This window comes from Arenibacter sp. P308M17 (assembly GCF_003426735.1).
GTDB lineage: Bacteria > Bacteroidota > Bacteroidia > Flavobacteriales > Flavobacteriaceae > Arenibacter.
Genome location: NZ_QVON01000008.1, coordinates 40,026 through 58,327, shown reverse-complemented (window position 1 = coordinate 58,327; position 18,302 = coordinate 40,026). Strand labels below are relative to the sequence as shown.

The following is an 18,302-nucleotide window of genomic DNA, read 5'->3' as shown; positions in this document are numbered from 1 at the left end:
TTAAGATGATTTTTATTCAATCTTGGGACAAACGGATTTCCGGTTTAAAGTTTTGGCCAAAAAACAGTTTAAGAAAACCAAGGACAAATACCAATGAGAAAATTAATAGGGCATTGCTGTACCCTCCCAGGGTATCTACCAAAGCACCCAAGGAAAAAACGGCAAAAGTTGTAAATATTCTGCCCAAGTTAAAACAAAATCCCGTTGCCCCCGCTCTAATCGCTGTCGGAAAGAGTTGAGGGATATAAAAGGACAATAAACCTTGACTAAGTCCAAAAAAAAGAGCGAGTATGACCGTTTCCGCATATATTAACCAGGAAAAGGTAGAATTGGATCCAAATAACAAAGCGGCCATAATGGTACATCCTCCAAAACAAAGCATCATGGATTGTCTTACGCCCAAGCTTTTCGAAATCCATCCAGAAGAAAATCCACCAATGAGTCCGCCCACACCAAATAGCATCATCGCAAAACCTCTTTCTTTTTGTCCGTCATTGTGCTGCAATAAACTTTGGACCCATGTTGGAAACCATGAAAAAACGGCCCATAGACCGATCAACATTGTACCGAAGATTACAGTTCCATGTAGGAGTTCCGCACGGTATTGCTTAACTAGTTCCAAACTGGATATTTTGGAAATAAAAGTCTTAGACTGTTTCCATGGCTCGGATTCCTTAAGTCCAAAAAGAGCAAAAATTGCCAAGACCAAGGGAATTGTGCCGAATAGAAATCCTTCCCGCCATTCGGACAGCAGATTGACCATCCCTGAGGAAAATATCCCAATAGGAAACCCAATGGAAACGATTCCTATCATTATATTCCTAGAGTTTTTTGGCCAAACTTCAGATAGATAAGTGACGGATATAACCATGATTCCCCCCGCTCCCAAACCTGTTAAGAACCTATAGACTAATATCATTTCCCAAGTATGGGCAAAGCTGATCAGTAATGTAAACAACCCTAAAAGCCCCATGGACAAGGCAAATGATCTTACCCGCCCAATTCTATCACTTATCAGCCCGCAAAAAAAACCTCCAATGGTCCATCCCAAAAGATAAATTGCCGTGATATAGGTCCCTATTAAAGTTATCGAAGCTTCATCAGAAGGAGTGGCCTGTAAAAGCGACTCCAATACCGTTGGCAGATATACGGACATTAAGGTGGAAACCTGGCCGGCCAGAATATTGCTCAAGAGACACACAGAAAAAATTAACCAGCTACTAAAAGTGGGATGTAGAGGTTCTGTGGTGTGTGTATTTTCCATTAACGCAAAAGTTCATCGAAGGTTATGCCCACATAGTAAACCGCCCCGATGGACGGAGATCCGTAAGCCTGATATACTTGGTTATTGATTAGGTTGTTTGCACCAAGTTTTATGATGGATTTTATTGGTAATATTTTATAGCTTATCTGCGCATCTATCATGGAATAGGATTTTATCCTACCTGGGCGCAATTGGTTAAATGTCCCATACCAATCAAAGGCATCCTGCCATCTCCATACAAGATTAAATCCGAGATTTTTGGTCAATTCCTCATTTCCAAACATGATGGAGGTCTTAAACTTTGGGGTATTGAATGCAGGAATATCATTGGGATCGGCATTTTTAAGGTTATAGTCCGCCCAAGAGACATGGCCCCCAATGGAAAAATTATTTGGCAGCAGATAAGTTACTCCCAGAGTGGCACCTTGGGAGGTAACCTTATCGGAAGCGTTGGCGTAGAGCTGATATAGATGGCTATTATTGTCCAACAAATCAAAAGCAGCAGCAATATTAATAGATCCATCCGGGGATAAAACTGGGCTTTCAGGTTCTATGACCACCTGATTGAGGATAAAGTCCTTGTAACTGCTAAAATAATAGTTGGCATCTATCAGGATTTTGTTATCGATGAGACCCTTATAGCCAATCTCAAAGGTCTTCACCTGTTCTGGTTTTATATAAGCTACATCGGATTTTACCAGTAAGTCTTTGGACATTGCAACAGCATCCGGGAAAGGTGTCCCGCTCTCCATCAATTGATTGAAATTAGCAAAAAATGGTCCCAATGAGGTGGTCGTAAACGAATTTTGGTACACGGTAAGATCATCGCTATTGTCCGGTACGCCTCCAAGGATGGTAATCGGCCCGGCATTGAGCTTTATGTATTGATCTCCAGGGGTCGGATTACGAAATCCGGATTGATAGGATGTCCTTAGGTAGTGTCTATCCTTTAGGTTATATACTGCGGAGGCCCGCGGGGTCAGCCGCCCTTTAAAGTTTTGGTTTTTATCGTATCTAAGGGATCCGGTAACTCTTAATTTTTCATCCAGTAAGTCTTTGGCAACTTGTGCAAAGGCCCCGCCCTCCTTTATAATTATGGGATCGTCCACATCGTCAAAAAGGGTTCCATTGGTGAACATATCGTATATTCGGAAGTTTCCGCCAACCAGTAGATCAAAAATCTTAATATTGGTAAAGTCATACTGGCCTTCTATATGGTACAATTTACTTTGACTAAGTATTCCCGCACCATCCAATCCCTGTATTCCTATATAGCGTTCCTTTTCCCTTTCGAATTCCGAACTGCCAGGTAGGAAACGACCCTGATCTGCAAAATTCCTTGCCTCTGGATGGTTGCCAGTAGTAACCCCTGTTATATTTCCATTGAAAGCCTCCGAATAGCGATTATACCAAACGTCGTTGGCTTGATCTGGGGAAACGACGTTCCCATTCAGGTCTTGTACCCAGGTGTTATTGACCAAAGGCCCGAGCCCCTTTCCATTATAGGAGTCATTGGAATCCTCGATATTGGTATAGGCCCTTATAAAATAATTGTCGCCCTTGAGCTCCAGACGATGTTGTTGAAATGTAAAATTATTCAATTGAAAGCGGTTACTTCCCGTATATGCTGCCCTACCCTTGTTGTAATTGTATTGATAGATCAACTCGGCATTGTTACCGATACGGTAATGCAATGCACCGTTCAGCTTAAAACTATAGGAATCATAATCCATCAGGTCCCGTTCTTCATATCCGGTTCTGGATACACGCCCAATTCCTGGCAGTTCACGGGCTCCCTCGTCACCATAAATATTAAGGGCATCACGAGCTGGGTTATTTTCTCCGCGTTCATCCACAGGGGTGAGGTCGTCAACGTCTGTATAGTTGGTGGCATACCAATCGAGGCCCGTAAAGTATGAGGCATTTACCTTATAGGCAAAACGATCTCCTATGGCTTTGGCATATCGAACAGAAATATCGTATAAGGGATGTGGATTTACATACTGCTCGTTGAAATGGTTCAAACCGACCCTTGTATTTACACTTAGCCCCTGATATTTGAATGGATCTTTAGTGCGCATAAGCAACACCCCATTAAAAGCAACGGGGCCATACAACGCAGAAGCAGATCCGGGAATTAATTCAGCACTTTCCATATCAAGGTCCGAAGAGCCAAAAAGATTCCCTACGGCAAAAGAAAGCCCGGGGGTCTGATTGTCAACTCCGTCCACCAATTGAAGAAATCTTGCATTTCCAGTATCGTTGAATCCTCTTGTATTTATTTCCTTATAGGTAAGTCCGCTTGTCACCATATCTAACCCCTTAAGGTTTTGTAGGCCGTCATAAAAGTTTATTGATGGGGTTCGTTGTATTTCCTTAATATCCATTTTTTCAATACTGACAGGAGATTTCAAGATACTTTCTTCCATCCGGGATGCGGAGACTACAATGCCATCCAACTCTTCTCCTTGAGTCTGCATACTAATTTTTATAGGCTGGTTGTTCAAAACATCAACTTCTTGGGAAGTGAATCCTATATAGGATATGGAAATTTTGATTGGATAATCTTGAGGTAGATTTAACTCAAAATGTCCGTTGGCATCCGTGGTCGTTCCAATGGTCTTGCCTACGATCACAACAGTGGCATCGGGCAAGGGTTCATTGGTTTCCGATGTACTGACGGTACCGGATAGGGTAGCGTTTTGCCCAAACGCAATGCAAGGGATAAATAGGAGCAGCCTAAGGTAGTTATTAATTTTCATTGGAATGTTCTTGGTCTTTTTTTAGCTTTTCATAAACTTCCGGGGCTCGTTCGTATCCATTGGTAGATAGCCGTTCCGCGAGGTCCGTAAAATAATTTGGATTCTGGGGCAAATGGGTAGCCAGGCCATCCACATATCTATTATAAAGGCAAAATAGGGAAGCAATAAGTACAGTGTCGTGGATTTCTATATCTGTGGCTCCATGTTTCTTGGCTTCCTCAATAGATGTATCGGTCACATTTTTTCCGCTTTGGCCTACGAGTCGGGCAATTTTAAGCAGGGCCTTTATTTTGTCGCTAACCGGTGCGGACTCCAAATTATTTTTGACCTTTTCGGCTATAGAAATATCCCCAAAAACAAAATCGGTTACAGCTGTATGGGCCATTGTGCAGAACTTGCATTCATTATCATGGGAAACTATGGACGCAATCAGCTCCCTTTCACCTATGGATAAAGTAGACGGACCGCGGAGCAATATCTGGGTGAGGTCGCGAATTGGTTCTGCTGTATCCCTGCGATACTCCAACAGCCCTGTTATTCCTGGCAAGTGTGATTCTAGAGGGATATGGGACATTTTTTTGTTTTTGGTTGGTTGAACAATTGGTCAATACTATGCATTTGTCCTATGTAAATAATATTTATTATACGAATAGGGTATATGGACTGATGAAACCCATCAATAAATTGATGAGTAAATGCCGTGAATATGATATAGTTAGCCTCTCAATTAGGCTTATGCAAGATTAATAAGGAGTAAATTGAATTAGGAGTAGATTAATCTGTCCTAATAAACAGATATTTCGGAATGAAAGAGCAAAAACCCAGTTTTTTGAGCGAGAGTGGTACAAAAAGGACCTAAAGAAAATTGCAAAAATCTGTGGAATCCATAAACAATTGAGCAGCTGTGCCTTCCGGCATAGTTTTGCCAATTGCCTCGAACAAAAAGTGGTAGCCACCGATCTTCAAAAAACACATATCCCTAAAATGGATTTACCACATACCACATTTTCCCAGTATTTCAATGGATTTTCCTTTATTTGACTTTAAGAAATGTCCTTTAAGTGTATTAAAGTATTTTTAATGGCCACCTTTTTAGAAACATCTACCTGTGTTGTATCTGCAAAGGATTCCCATTTTGAAACCACTTGATCTATCCGGCCCATTATCTTTTTAAAATTTTTAATGCTCATGGCCTTAGCTATCTTAAGAAAGTCATTGGCATCAATATCTTTTCTTTTATCATTAATACTTAGGGCATGTTGGCTTACCCATTGGCTGTCTGGGCGGTAGGCGTGACATATATCGTAGGCCGGAGCCAATTGCCAATCCCCTCCCTGTTTTAAAAGGAAAGCGAAATTCTTTGTATGATCATCACAATTCCTGGCCAAGACATTAAATACCATTCTTCTGAAGAGTTCTTCGGCATCTGTATAGGGGAGCCTTAGTTGCCGCATGGTTTGAAATAACTGTTCGTAGCTAAAGCTGTTTACCTCGTTAAAATCACAATAATTTAGGATACTGTCATAATTTATACTAGTTGTGCATGATAAATCACTCATTAAATAGATTAAAACAGATTAATGAATGATTTAACATTCAAAATAAACTCTTTAACTAGTTAATTCCCCAAACATAAAATGTTGGGTATATATAATATAGAGCTCAAAGAAGTAGCCAAATTATGCAATATCATAAAAAACGTTAGTAGTATCTTAAATTGAACTTTTAGGATAGGGATTGTATTCATATCTGGACTCTTTAAAACACACAACTATTTTAAACATATTCGTCCCCTGATTCGTCCCCTAAAAATAAAAAAGCCCCGTAAACTTGGCGTTTACAGGGCTTATCAATCGTTTTCCGTGGTCCCACCTGGGTTGCTGCCTCCAGGGTCGGCATCGACCAGAGAAGTCCCGCGTATGCAAATAGAAAACCAACAGCTGCTCTAGCAGCTGTTATTGTTTTTTCATTCTCTTCCAAAGCCTAAGCAAGCTTAGCTTTTTCAGAAAATGAAAAAACCCATCCCTTTCGGGATGGGTTTTCTGCTTGATGTGGTCCCACCTGGGCTCGAACCAGGGACCACCTGATTATGAGTCAGTCCGTATATGGTTTAATATGGCTCTATATGTACTAAAATGCCCATTTTACTGGCTTTTTTTATATCTTTAAAATCAGAATAAACCCCTTCAAACCAAAAAAAGCACGCAGAAAGCACGCAGGAAAAATTAAAATATTATTATGGCTACAATTAAGGTTACCCTCGATAAACGCTTATCCGGAAGGACTAAAGATAATAAATTTCCATTGGTATTGCACATTGGACACAAGCGAAAAACACGCAGCATTCCGTTCAATTTACATTTAAAGCAAAATCAATACAATAACAAAACGGGCAAAATTAGCGGAATATTGAACGCTGTAAGACATACCAAACGCACACAAAAAATATTCTCAGATGTGGATTTATGGATTGATGAAAACGAGGGCGAAATCAAAAAATGGGAAATGGATCGTTTAAAATCAGAAATTGAACAACGCTTTTTTAATATTTCTCCATCTAGAACCATCTTAAACCATGGGGGGAAATATCTTTCTCGCTTGCGTCTGGAACAACGATTTTCCACTGCCAGTTCCTACGAGGATGCATTAAAGTCCTTAATTAAATTTAGGAGACATTTAAAAGGAATGGCGGACACTAAAATAAAAACACTTTATGAAATCAAAGACGACGAAATGGTGCCTCTTGATGAATTCCAGAATCTAGATATGGAAATAAAGGCAATAGATTATGGTTTTTCAAAGGATTTTAAGGCCTATTTAAGCAATCGCTATGCATCAAAAAATACACCAGCAATTTTCCTGAGAAGTTTACAAGCTATTATGAACGATGCGGGAAAGACTTTTGAAGAATTAAGAAGCCATAAGCCTTTATCAAATATCAAAAAAAAGAGCCATGCGAATGCCCCTTCTCCACTTGATTTGGAAGATATTCATAAAATCCGCATGTTGGAATTGAAACCAAATACACCCATTTGGGACAATCGTAATTATCTGTTATTCATGTTCAATAATATGGGAATGAATTTTTTTGATATGGCAATATTGAAGCGTTTCCAGTTTGAGGATAATCGAATCAAGTATTTTCGAAAAAAAACTCATTATGAAGGGGATTATTTTAGCGTACTGCAAAGTGATGAATCATTAAAAATTATTAATCATTATTTAAACGGTCAAACAGATAACGAATACCTATTTCCTATCATACCTGAAAATACTTCACCAGAACGCTTACATAAAGTAAACAAAGCAAAAGCAAAAATTTTTAATGAGTATGCAGCGAGAATTGCCGCTTTGTTGGGAATAGAAAAAAAGATTACTACGTACACTCTTCGAGACACATGGACAAATATTGGTCTTGACATGGGAATAGACATCCGTAAAATATCGTCTGGACTTGGTCATTCGAGCGTTCAAGTGACCGAAAAACACTATGGCAAAAGCGTTACTACAAAAATACTCGATGAAATTAATGCCAAGATTACAAAAGTGCAAGGTTCGTAAATAATAATTGGATAGTTCTTTAAATGGTGGTAAAGCTCCAATTGTTGCATACAAAATGGTTGGGTTAAAAACTTCTATAATTTTCTATATTGATAGATTTCTGTTTAATTACTTTCATTCAGTTTACTTAATCTAAATCATTCTTAATTAAGAAATTACCACTTATCTTAAATACTCGTATTCTTATTTAAGTATTTTGGAGTAAATCCCAAAACATAACTGGGTATACCTCCTTCTGTCGAATTTCCTTAGTATTTAGGTAGATAGAACCTAATAGGACATCTAAAGTATTTTACCCTCTTTCTCCCCTATCCACAATTAAGGCCCCATAGGAGTTTGGTATCATGGTGCCGCACCACGATATAGGGCTGTTCCCTATAACCCATATGTTCCATGTAATTTTTGGACAGTTCAAAAAAGACCATATCGTCCAACTGTTCGCCACGGGGAAGATTAAGGGTAACATGTACGTACCGTTTTTCGGAATCATGCCGATTGCCAAGATAGTAGAGGACCCTTCCAAAAAACTTAGTATTGGTATCGGTATCAGAATAAGTGTTCTGGAAGCCGAGTATGGTGTTATTAGCCTTGCCCAAGACATAGCACGCCCTGCACATTGCTCCTATAAAGTATCCTTGCTATCATTTTTAATCTTTGGTGTTGATGGTTTCTACCTAGATTTATATCACTTACCTGCCAAAGACAGGGTTTTCACTTCGTAAGAAGTAGGGGTTTTGCGTTGCGTAAAACATAACTTGCTATCCTTTCCAAGGATAAATATAGCCGATCGATATTGAACACAAAAAACTAACAATCAACTATTTAGCCTTATGTACCATATGGAATCATGTGAGTTCAAATGGGTACAGAGGGAAAATTAATCTGGTCCAATATGGTATTGAAAAAAATTAAGGAATCATGGAAATATCCATTTTTTTGTGGGCAGGGAAAAAAAGGTCGAGCGGCTTTTTTGCCGCTTGTTCTTTTGCGCGGCTCCGAGGGGGTTGAAAAACCGTAAACCGAAAGATGCTGAATGCAGATTGGAGAAGAGTGTCCGCTCTGGTGTTTTGAGTTGAAGGTTTTTTAACTTCCGCAGGGGCTTGGATGAGTAAGACTTATTCCAAATCACTCAATCCTTTGATGGCATCAATTTATGCAGTTAACACCAATAGCTATTATTTTTATAGTATTAATTCTCTTTTCTATAAATACACTAGTTATTCCAATTTGAATTCTTCCATGCCTTTAAATTGAAATATTTGCTAGTCTGCTCTAGGTGTGTCCATATTTTGACTATATAGTTCATATTAGAATTATATAGATATATAGGGTTTCTATATTTTTATTATATTTGTTCACATTCATATCGTGTTCACGAATAATGAACAATATAAAAAAGTGAACAAAAAAAGAATGATGTCATGGAAGAAGAGGAAATAATATATAAAGCTTTCGATAGATTAGATAAAAATATCGTCATCTTTTTGAATTGGGAAACTAAGGAGAAAAAAGATGATATGCATATAGATGGGGTTTTACAATTCTTGTTTAATGATCACAAATTCAAATTCGAAGTAGAGGTTAAGAAGGATGTCAAGAATCATCAACTCTATAATCTGATTGAAAATAAAAATCACTTCAAAGATTTTCTCTTAGTTGCGGAGAAACTATATCCAAAAACCAAGAAAGATCTGCGCGATAATGGTATAAACTATATAGAAGCAAATGGGAATGCTTATATAAACAAGAATGATGTGTATATTTTTATTGACACCAACAAACCTTTAAAAACTCAAAAAGAAAAAGGAAATAGGGCATTTACCAAAACTGGATTAAAAGTAGTTTTTCATTTCTTATTAAATCCAGAGCTAATTAATCAAACACAAAGAGAAATAGCAGAGATTGCGGATGTTGGATTGGGCAATATTCCTCAAGTAATTAATGGATTATTGGAAACTCATCACCTATTAAAGTTGAACACAAAAGAATACATAATCAATGACTATGAAGAACTTTTGGATAAATGGATAACCGAGTATGCTCAGACGCTACGACCTACACTATTTAAACAAAGGTTCAGATTTCAAAACCGAGATCAAAACTGGAGGGAAATTCACCTAAATACAGATAAAACTTTATGGGGAGGAGAACCAGCAGGAGATATTTTGACCAATCATTTACGTCCAGAAAACTTCGCTTTATATACTACAGAAACAAATAAGGATTTAATGATTAATTATAAACTAGTACCTGATGAAGACGGAGAAATATTCGTGTATGAAATGTTCTGGAATACTAAGTTCAATGATAAAACTGTCCCAAATCAATTAGTCTATACCGACCTTATGATTATCAATGGCAAAAGATGTAAAGAAACCGCAAAAATGATTTTTGATGACCGAATCAAACCAAACATATAAAGAGTTATCCATTCCATACTTCAAAGAAGTTTTTGATTGTATTGATGAAGTAATGAAAAAATTGAAAATCCCCTATTACTTAATAGGTGCCAGTGCAATTGCATTAGAACTGCTAAAAGATGGTGTCAAACCAAGTAGAGGAACAAAGGATATTGACTTTGCTATAATGATATCATCAATCAAAGAATTTGAAGCCGTTGTGAGCGAATTGACAGAGCATGGGTTTAACAAAGTCGAAGCTCCTTGGACCATGTACAATCCCCAATTTAATATAGTAATTGACCTATTACCTTTTGGGGAAATCGAAGAAAACTTTACCATTAATTTTAACGAGCGTTACACCGATTTACATGTTCTTGGGTTTAGTGAAGTCCTAGAGGAATCGACCAGTGTCAAAATAGAAGAGAAATCCATAAATATACCTTCTCTACATGGCATGGTAATTTTAAAGCTAATTGCATGGAGCGATAGGCCTGAAGAAAGAGACAATGACTTGTATGATATCCTAAGAATAATCGAGCACTACTTTGATTACAACTATGACGAAATAGTGGAACATCATAATGATACTTTTCCAGAGAATGACGAACTCGACCAACTCAAAGTTTCTGCAAGGGTTTTGGGAAGAAATGCTAGCAAGTTTTTAACTATTTCGAAACCAATTAACGATAGAATATTAAAAACAATAAATGAGAATATTATTGACCCTGCAGAATCATCGATTGCGAAGCAATGGGTTAAGAATAAAGATTGGGGTTTGGAGTATGCCGTGGAACTTTTGGAGGAGTTTAAGGAGGGTTTAACGGAAGTAAATTTATAATGGCTAAGTACACAACTATCCCTGATGCCGATTTATCAAGCGCGGGTGACGATTTCCATATTCTTTGGGCAATTAAAAAATCACTTGATCTTTTAAACTTTGATGAAAATGGGCTGAAAGCATTAGGCATTGAGGGAGTTGAAAAATCATTATCTAATAAAATTGATCCCCATGGAGAAAAATTATTAGGGATTGATTTAATAGAATATCATGGCGGAGAAAATTTTTCCGAAGCTAACAAAGTTGTTATCTCTCAACTCAAATATAGTACTAGAAGGACATCAGAAAACTGGACACTTTACCAATTATATAAAGGGAAGAAAAATAAGTCCCATAAAGGTTCAATCATTCATAGACTTGCCAGTATATACAAGGCGCTGTTGACTGAGTTCGGTAGAGATTTAGTTCTACAGAAGGTAAAAATCAAATTAATCAGTAATAGGGATATAAACCCCACTCAGATAAAGACCGTTTTAGATGTTCAGAAAAAACTATCCTTAACATCAAAAAATAAATTAAGCTTTAATAAGATTCTTAAGAATCTCCCTAAATATCGGAACGGGTTCGAGAACCTATTTAAAGCATCCGAGCTAAATACGACTGAATTTTCCGACTTTTTGGCATTACTTGATTTTGATGATTGCGGAGCCAGTTCAAGGAACTTACTTGAAAAAGAGCTAATAATGGCCATCAGCAACACATCCGTATCTTCTAGACATCAATTTGATAGCTTCGCAAGATTGATTTGGAAAAAAATGATGCCTGAATCCAAGTCAAATACAAGAATTACTTTAATAGATGTTATTGCGAACCTTGGATTCAATAATGGTAGTTTAGAAAATATTTTTCCAGTTCCACAGAGATTTGAGAAATTAAAAAAGTCAATCAAACGAGAACAATTAGATGATATTATAAGCACAATCGAGAGTTCAAAAGGCATCCCTGTTTGCCTTCATGGAGGTGCAGGAATAGGCAAATCAACAATTGTTCAGCAGATAAAAGAACATATTCCAGATTATTGTGAATGTGTTATCTATGATTGCTACGGCAATGGATCATATTTAGATTCTTCTGACCGTAGACATTTGCATAGAAATGCATTAGTACAAGTCACAAATGAAATTGCAAAAAAGACAGGTGTAGATTTTTTAATCTCGAAAAATGAATCTGATGAAACTTATATCAAAGAGTTCAAAAGAAGACTAAATGATGCATTAAACATTTTAAAACAAAGAAATAAAAATGCTTATTTGGTAATCATCATTGATGCTGCTGACAATAATGTTACGGCAGCAAAAAAGAGGGAAGAGAATTCTTTTGTTCATGATATGCTAGAAGAAACATTCCCTGTAGAATGCAATCTTGTTGTCACATGTAGAACTCACAGAAAAAACACACTTAAACTACCTCATAAATATTGTGACATACAAATATCTCCCTTTACCAATGACGAGACCGAAATTCACTTAAAATACTTTATACCTGATAGTACGGATGAAGAAGTCTCTGATTTTCATAAGCTAACAAAGGGTATTCCCAGAGTCCAAACTTATTCAATAGGCTTAAAACAGGAAGGAATTAGTGAAATCATCAATTATTTACGGCCAAATGGTAAAGTAGTTGAAGATATTATTGAAGAAAGAATAAATGAAGCAATCAAAAAAATTGGCTCTAACGGTAGAGAATTAATAGATACTTTCTTTGTTAATCTAATTACCCTTCCAAGGCCGGTACCCGTATCATATATATCGAGACTCCTTGATGAACCCGTAGAGCTATTTAATGATTTAGCATCTGATATATGGCATGGTCTAGTATTGGACAATGATAAATTTAGTTTTAGAGATGAGGACTTTGAAAACTACGTCCGAGGAGCTTACATTGTAGACGATTCTGATCTTAATAAAATTGCTAAACTATTTATCGAAAAGTCAGATGAGGATGAATATGCTTCGATTAATCTTGGAAATATTTTATTTGAAGCAGGGCTTAAAGAGGATTTAAAGAATATAGTTCTCGAAGAAAAATTTCGCTCACTACCAATCGACCCTGTTCGAAATAAGGAAACCTATATAGGTAGAACAAAGTTAGCATTAAAGGTTGCGGATAGTGACACAGATAACATTACTTTTTTTAAGCTACTTTTTATTGCTGCTGAAGAATCAAAAAATGATAAGGCACTAACGAACCTTTTAATAAATAATCCAGATTTGGTAATCCAGTTTGGCGATGATTCTTCATTGTTGAAATTAAGTAATAATTCGGAGGGTAAGACTTGGGGTGGCTCATTCCATCTTAAGTTAGCAGGTATCTATTCTAGAATTCCAAGTAAAAAAGAAATCAGCAAAAATCATTTACAAACAGCTCATAAATGGTTGAACTGGAAATACAATTCTTTAAATGAAGATGAACGACATGAGTACCCAATTAGTCTTCAAGACATTGCTTTTGAAACAGAGTCAATACTAAGAAACTTTGGAACAAGAAAAGCATTTGTTTCATTATGTAGATGGATACCTAAGTCAATCCACGTATCTAGCGGTGATTTGTTTTTGGAAAATACCATCTTCAATTCTAAGGAAAAGGAAATAAAAGAATGGACAAATAACTTGGAGTTACCCTTTTTGGCTAAAATCTTTTTAATCAATAAACTCTTCAAGTTTAATAGGTCAATCGGTCATTTTGATTTTGAACTTATCGTTGATTTTTTGAAAAAAGTTCTGAACAAAAAGATAGATTTTGAAAATTCATTTTATGCTACAATAGTTGACTTTTGTGAAATATTAACCGCTGCAACAGATGTTTCTCAGGAAGAAGTATCAGAGATTTTGGATTCCATTACCTACAAAATTCCAAGCCGCGTTCCTCATTTCTCTACTACCTATGACCACCACAAAGATTCTCAATTGGAGTTTGAAATCAGTCTCAAACTAGAGGCTTTGAAATCCTCATTGAGCAAAAAGGCCATTCTTCTTGAAGACTTATATCCTATAAAATTTAAGGACATTGATAAAATTAAAGACTATGAAAAAAGAAGAAGTCTTGAAAATGACAAAAATGATTTCACAGGTTTCTTCAAACATGCTATCCCTATTTTCCAGCTTAAGGCAGACAAGTTAACTGGTCGATTAAATACAAAAGAGTGTGTTTCAAAATTCTCTCAAATTTGTAATAACATAAAAGATGATTGGAAGTTTAGACATTATTCTCATTGGGCTAACGACAGGCTAAATTATTTAGCCGGTTCTCTATTGGAGTTTGTTCTCTTATTAAATAAAAATGAAGGGTACATAGAACAAATCATTAACTCATTTTTGAATGATAAATCTAACCAGATACGATTAAGACTTATTGTGCTTGAAAAAATATTGCATCAGTCCATTCTTCACAAACTATCCCTTAAAATTTTAGATGAACTAGACCAAATCATTTCTGATAAGACAATGTCGGCAACAGAAGCAACAGACTTGTTTCTTGAGTGCTCCGTTATAGCATCTAAAATTGATGCTACCGTGGGCAAATACTATTTTGACAAAGCAATTGAGGCAGTTTCAGATGTTGACTATGAAGCATTTTATCAGATTAGATGTCTATATGGATTAACTGAAAACGGGATACTAAGTCGCAATTCAAAACTTGCGTATGATTTTGCTCGTTATATTGAATATGCAGATGAAAAATTGGGCTATTATGACAAGAAACACTTTCCATATAGCGAAGGTATAAAGGGTATTTTCAACCTCGACCCTAGCTCCGCCTTCTCAACCGTTAGCCGTTGGCATCATAGAAATGTTATTGAATTAAACCGTTACATTATACCCATAATCAATACATCATTAAAGAACGGAATCATAAGCCATAATATAGCTGGAGCTTTGCTACCCCTAAACACCCATTATTATCATGATGAGATAATTGAAATCTATAAAAAGGTCATCTCCCAATATAAGCTGAATACTGATAATAAAAACCTAACGTACTTCACAAAGACAATATTTAGAAACTTAAAGCTAGATAAGAACTTAGCTTTGATTGAAGCGTTGTACAATGAAGTAAAGGATAGTAATAAGCTGTTTCCAAATCTAGTTCAAGAAATTGAAGAGTATAAGGATTTCAGAAACGACCTTAAGAATGAGAAAAAATCCGAATACGAAAATAAATATAAGGAAGAAGATTATAAGCATCCTATAGATTTAGCTAAAATTGACCTCTTGTCTACACAAGACCTTGAGAAAGCGATCATGGAGATAAACCAAGCCGGAAATGATTATGGCACCAGATTGATAGTTGAGAATTTTTTGGCCGAAGTTAAAGAAAATTGCACCCCAAAAAATTATGTAAAACATCTTGATGCTTTGATAAACATATCTTCAGAATTATTAAACTTATATGCTTTTGAAAATGCTTTAAAAAGGTGTCTTAATGAATGGAGTATTCATCCTTCAGTGAGAAAATGGAAAAAGGAAAGATTTAAATATATCCTATCAAAATGGTTTAGCGAGTTCAATAAAGATGATTATTTATTACTATCCCATATTAACTCCTTTGCAAAATTATTTTCTCTCAAAGATTCTGATCTTGCCGTGACAATGAGAAACCTACTTCCAGAAAAAATAGAAAACCTTTCAGATGAGTCTATTTACGGTTCGTTTTCATTAATGAACAAAACACTCGATAAAACTGAAAATGAAAAAACAATAACATGGGTTCTTAACCGCTGGACAGCTAAAATAGATAGAAAGATAGCCGATGGAGAATGGAACGAAGACCTGTCGCCCCCAGCTAGCTCTGACCTAGCCGTTTCTGGGATATTACGATTTGTTTTAGGAAATCCTGACAAGAGATTGAGATGGAGGGCCGTTCATGCGATAAGAAGGCTCATTAATGTCGGGGAAGTTGGAATTCTAGACAATTTGTTGAATGCACAGAACAAAACTACGTGCTACCCATTTCAAAACAAGGAATATACCTACTACTGGATGTCGGCTAAACTTTACTTGTGGATTGCAATTGAAAGAGTCAGCAGCGAAAATCCAAAAGTCTTAATCCATTTAAAAGATTGCTTTTACAAGGAATTGATGAATGATGAATTACCACATACCTTAATACAGTTCTTTATCAAAAAAACTTGTCTGCAACTATATGAGTTTGACGAGTCGATTTATTCCTCTGTGGAAGTCAAGAATATTAATAATACTTTAAGTAGCAGGCTTCCAAGGATAAGCGAAGAAAAATCTGGAAAGCATAAAAGAAAGGCAAAGTCGTCTTCTGAAAAGGAATGGAAATTTGACTTTGATATAATGGATACCCTGCCCTATTCTTTTAATAGACTAGGAGAATTTTTTAATATTTCAGAATATGAAGTAGCTGATTTTTGTGACAACATAATAACAAACATTTGGGGTTATAAAGGAAATGTAAATAATGACGATTATGTCAGAAATCAGACCGATCAGCGTGATTATCCACTTTTGAGTAAACGTCATAGTAACCAACCAACAATCGAAGATTTACAAACCTATTATGAGTATCACGCGATGTTCTGTGCCGCAACTGAACTGCTGAGTAAATACTCTCTTATTGAAAGTGATTGGAACTGGGAAAATTGGGAATCTTGGTTGCCATCTAAAGCCAATACCTGGGATAATTATTGGTTATCTGATTCACGAGACCCTTTACCTTTAGAAAAAAAATATTGGCATATCGAGTATAGTAAGTTTGATAAAGAATGGAGAGACAATATTGATGAAGAAAAATATGATTATGAAGTAGGGTTCAATCATTACTTTGGTAAAGACCAAATAAGTGCTTTTTCGGGCGGCACAAGACACTTTGGCGAAAACTATGAATCTGTTTCTATAAGGTCGGCCCTGGTAACTTCAAGAGGTTCTGATGCCCTATTAAGAGCTTTTCAATCAGCAACAGAAAGTCATGATTATCGTATACCTTTCGAAGAGGATGAAGATAGATTCGAAATAAATGAATGTGGGTTTGAATATTTTGGATGGTTAAGCAACCCAAGGTCAGAAGTGGATGGTTTAGACAATCACGACCCTTTGGCATCAGACATTGTAAAAGACTATATTACGTTCGGAAAAATAGTAAGAGATTCATTCGATATCACTTTACAAGAATCCTACAAGAAAACTTTTTTGAAAAACAAGCTTATAGCTGAATATCAACATTGGAGTGAAATAACAGAATACAAACATCACGGTCAAGTTGAAAGCGACGGAGTGCTCTTTAGAGTAGACATTCATTTTCTTCTAGATTTCCTCACTAAAGTTGATAAGTGCATGATTATTAAGTGCGAAATAGATAGACAATTAAAAGAACGAATCTATGGTCGGGATAGATGGGAATTGAAAATAAAGAACAACGTGAAAATTTATTTAATAAAACCAAATGGCATCGTCAAAACACTCGGAGGAAGAGATTTTAAAATTAGGAAAAAAGCTAATCCAAGAACTGAAGCTTGAGTATTCGGTTAATACGTTAGCTCGATGGCTAGTTCACTACCTTGCCGAACTAATAGATAATATTGAAAATTGCAGCTCCCCTAAAAGAAAGAAGCAATTACAGAAAGAATGTTGCGAACTAATCCTCAAACTATGGAGTAATAAAGAATTTCTCCCTATAACTAAACCCCTAGAAAATTTACAGCCAATACTGGAAATCCTTGAAATTTTCAAAGAACGAGACTATCTAATTTCCCCTAGATGGCTTGAATATCGGCCATTACCAAGAGATAATGCTTGGGCAAACTTTATTTATATAGTCAAAAGTAATACTGAAAATATTTTCAATAAATCAATAGAGATACATTTGAATAGCGATTTGATGTTCAAAGATGAACAATGGTTAAATGAACATAAAGAATTTTTAACCAAAGAGGAAAGAGAACTCCTTACTCAATTGGATATAATGATAGCGATGAAAGGAAGTAGCTCATTAGACTCTGACAAGGTCAAAACAACTTCTATTGAGGAGCGGTTCAATCATATCTTCAATGACTTAGAAGAACTCATTGAGGAACAGAAAAAGGAATTGTTAAGATTGAAGGAGTCTGTTAGACAGACATTATCTAAAAAATCAAATGATAAGAAATAACATGAAGAATAATTTTCTCAAATACATTTTGATACAAAATAGCTTTACTGCCCTTATCTTAAAAAGGCATGTGAGGTCTAGAAAGCATTTCAGCAACAGAAGTTTAGTTTAAGGGGTCAACATCACCAGAATATCCACTTTGTGCAGGCGGAGAGACTCGAACTCTCACACCTCACGCACTAGATCCTAAGTATACTGATAATTCAGTTATAAGAATATTAGAAATTATTATTTGAAGAGCAACAATTTTTGATTTATATCATATTACAAAATAATTCAAGCAAATTATACATTACAGCATGTCAAGATTTACTAACTCTAAAATTATGTTACATACAAAAAAAAAGTAAAATGGATTCCAAAAA

General features: G+C 36.1%; 10 protein-coding genes. 5 read left to right on the top strand and 5 right to left on the bottom strand.

The features are described 5' to 3' along the window. Positions 1–16: 16 nt before the first annotated feature. The 4 genes from D0S24_RS17475 to D0S24_RS17460 form a co-directional block, all read right to left on the bottom strand. Positions 17–1,264 (bottom strand): MFS transporter, encoded by a 1,248-nt coding sequence (locus tag D0S24_RS17475; RefSeq protein ID WP_117021120.1) that lies wholly within the window; start codon positions 1,262–1,264, stop codon positions 17–19. Then, positions 1,264–4,026 carry a TonB-dependent receptor gene (locus tag D0S24_RS17470; RefSeq protein ID WP_117021119.1) on the bottom strand — a complete coding sequence of 921 codons (2,763 nt, stop codon included), beginning with the start codon at positions 4,024–4,026 and terminating at the stop codon, positions 1,264–1,266. The genes D0S24_RS17475 and D0S24_RS17470 overlap by 1 nt, the downstream gene beginning before the upstream one ends. Continuing rightward, positions 4,016–4,600 (bottom strand): carboxymuconolactone decarboxylase family protein, encoded by a 585-nt coding sequence (locus D0S24_RS17465; protein WP_117021118.1) that lies wholly within the window; start codon positions 4,598–4,600, stop codon positions 4,016–4,018. The genes D0S24_RS17470 and D0S24_RS17465 overlap by 11 nt, the downstream gene beginning before the upstream one ends. A 469-nt stretch (positions 4,601–5,069) precedes the next feature. Continuing rightward, positions 5,070–5,585 carry a type II toxin-antitoxin system HipA family toxin gene (locus tag D0S24_RS17460; protein ID WP_117021117.1) on the bottom strand — a complete coding sequence of 172 codons (516 nt, stop codon included), beginning with the start codon at positions 5,583–5,585 and terminating at the stop codon, positions 5,070–5,072. Between the two features lie 679 nt (positions 5,586–6,264). Between D0S24_RS17460 and D0S24_RS17450 the strand changes: the two genes are divergently transcribed. Beyond that, on the top strand, positions 6,265–7,587 hold the full coding sequence (locus D0S24_RS17450) for a phage integrase SAM-like domain-containing protein (protein WP_117021115.1): 1,323 nt from the start codon (positions 6,265–6,267) through the stop codon (positions 7,585–7,587). A 308-nt stretch (positions 7,588–7,895) separates the two neighbouring features. Here D0S24_RS17450 and D0S24_RS17445 read toward each other — a convergent pair whose 3' ends face one another. Further along, positions 7,896–8,183, bottom strand: a complete 288-nt coding sequence (locus D0S24_RS17445; protein WP_181938126.1) for a relaxase/mobilization nuclease domain-containing protein — start codon at positions 8,181–8,183, stop codon at positions 7,896–7,898. 825 nt (positions 8,184–9,008) lie between these two features. Here D0S24_RS17445 and D0S24_RS17440 point away from each other — a divergent pair. Genes D0S24_RS17440 through D0S24_RS17425 form a run of 4 tightly spaced genes read left to right on the top strand, consistent with a single transcriptional unit; the run spans position 9,009 to position 17,937 of the window. Next, the gene (locus tag D0S24_RS17440) at positions 9,009–10,007 is read left to right on the top strand and encodes a type IV toxin-antitoxin system AbiEi family antitoxin (RefSeq protein ID WP_117021113.1); all 999 of its coding nucleotides are present in this window, start codon (positions 9,009–9,011) and stop codon (positions 10,005–10,007) included. After that, entirely contained in the window at positions 9,982–10,827 is an 846-nt protein-coding gene (locus tag D0S24_RS17435) for a nucleotidyl transferase AbiEii/AbiGii toxin family protein (RefSeq protein ID WP_117021112.1), read from the top strand. The genes D0S24_RS17440 and D0S24_RS17435 overlap by 26 nt, the downstream gene beginning before the upstream one ends. After that, on the top strand, positions 10,827–17,306 hold the full coding sequence (locus tag D0S24_RS17430; RefSeq protein ID WP_117021111.1) for an ATP-binding protein: 6,480 nt from the start codon (positions 10,827–10,829) through the stop codon (positions 17,304–17,306). Before D0S24_RS17435 ends, D0S24_RS17430 begins: the two co-directional genes overlap by 1 nt. Next, a complete protein-coding gene (locus D0S24_RS17425; protein WP_117021110.1) occupies positions 17,233–17,937 on the top strand; it encodes a hypothetical protein in 705 nt (234 codons plus the stop codon). Before D0S24_RS17430 ends, D0S24_RS17425 begins: the two co-directional genes overlap by 74 nt. The last annotated feature ends 365 nt before the right edge of the window (positions 17,938–18,302 follow it).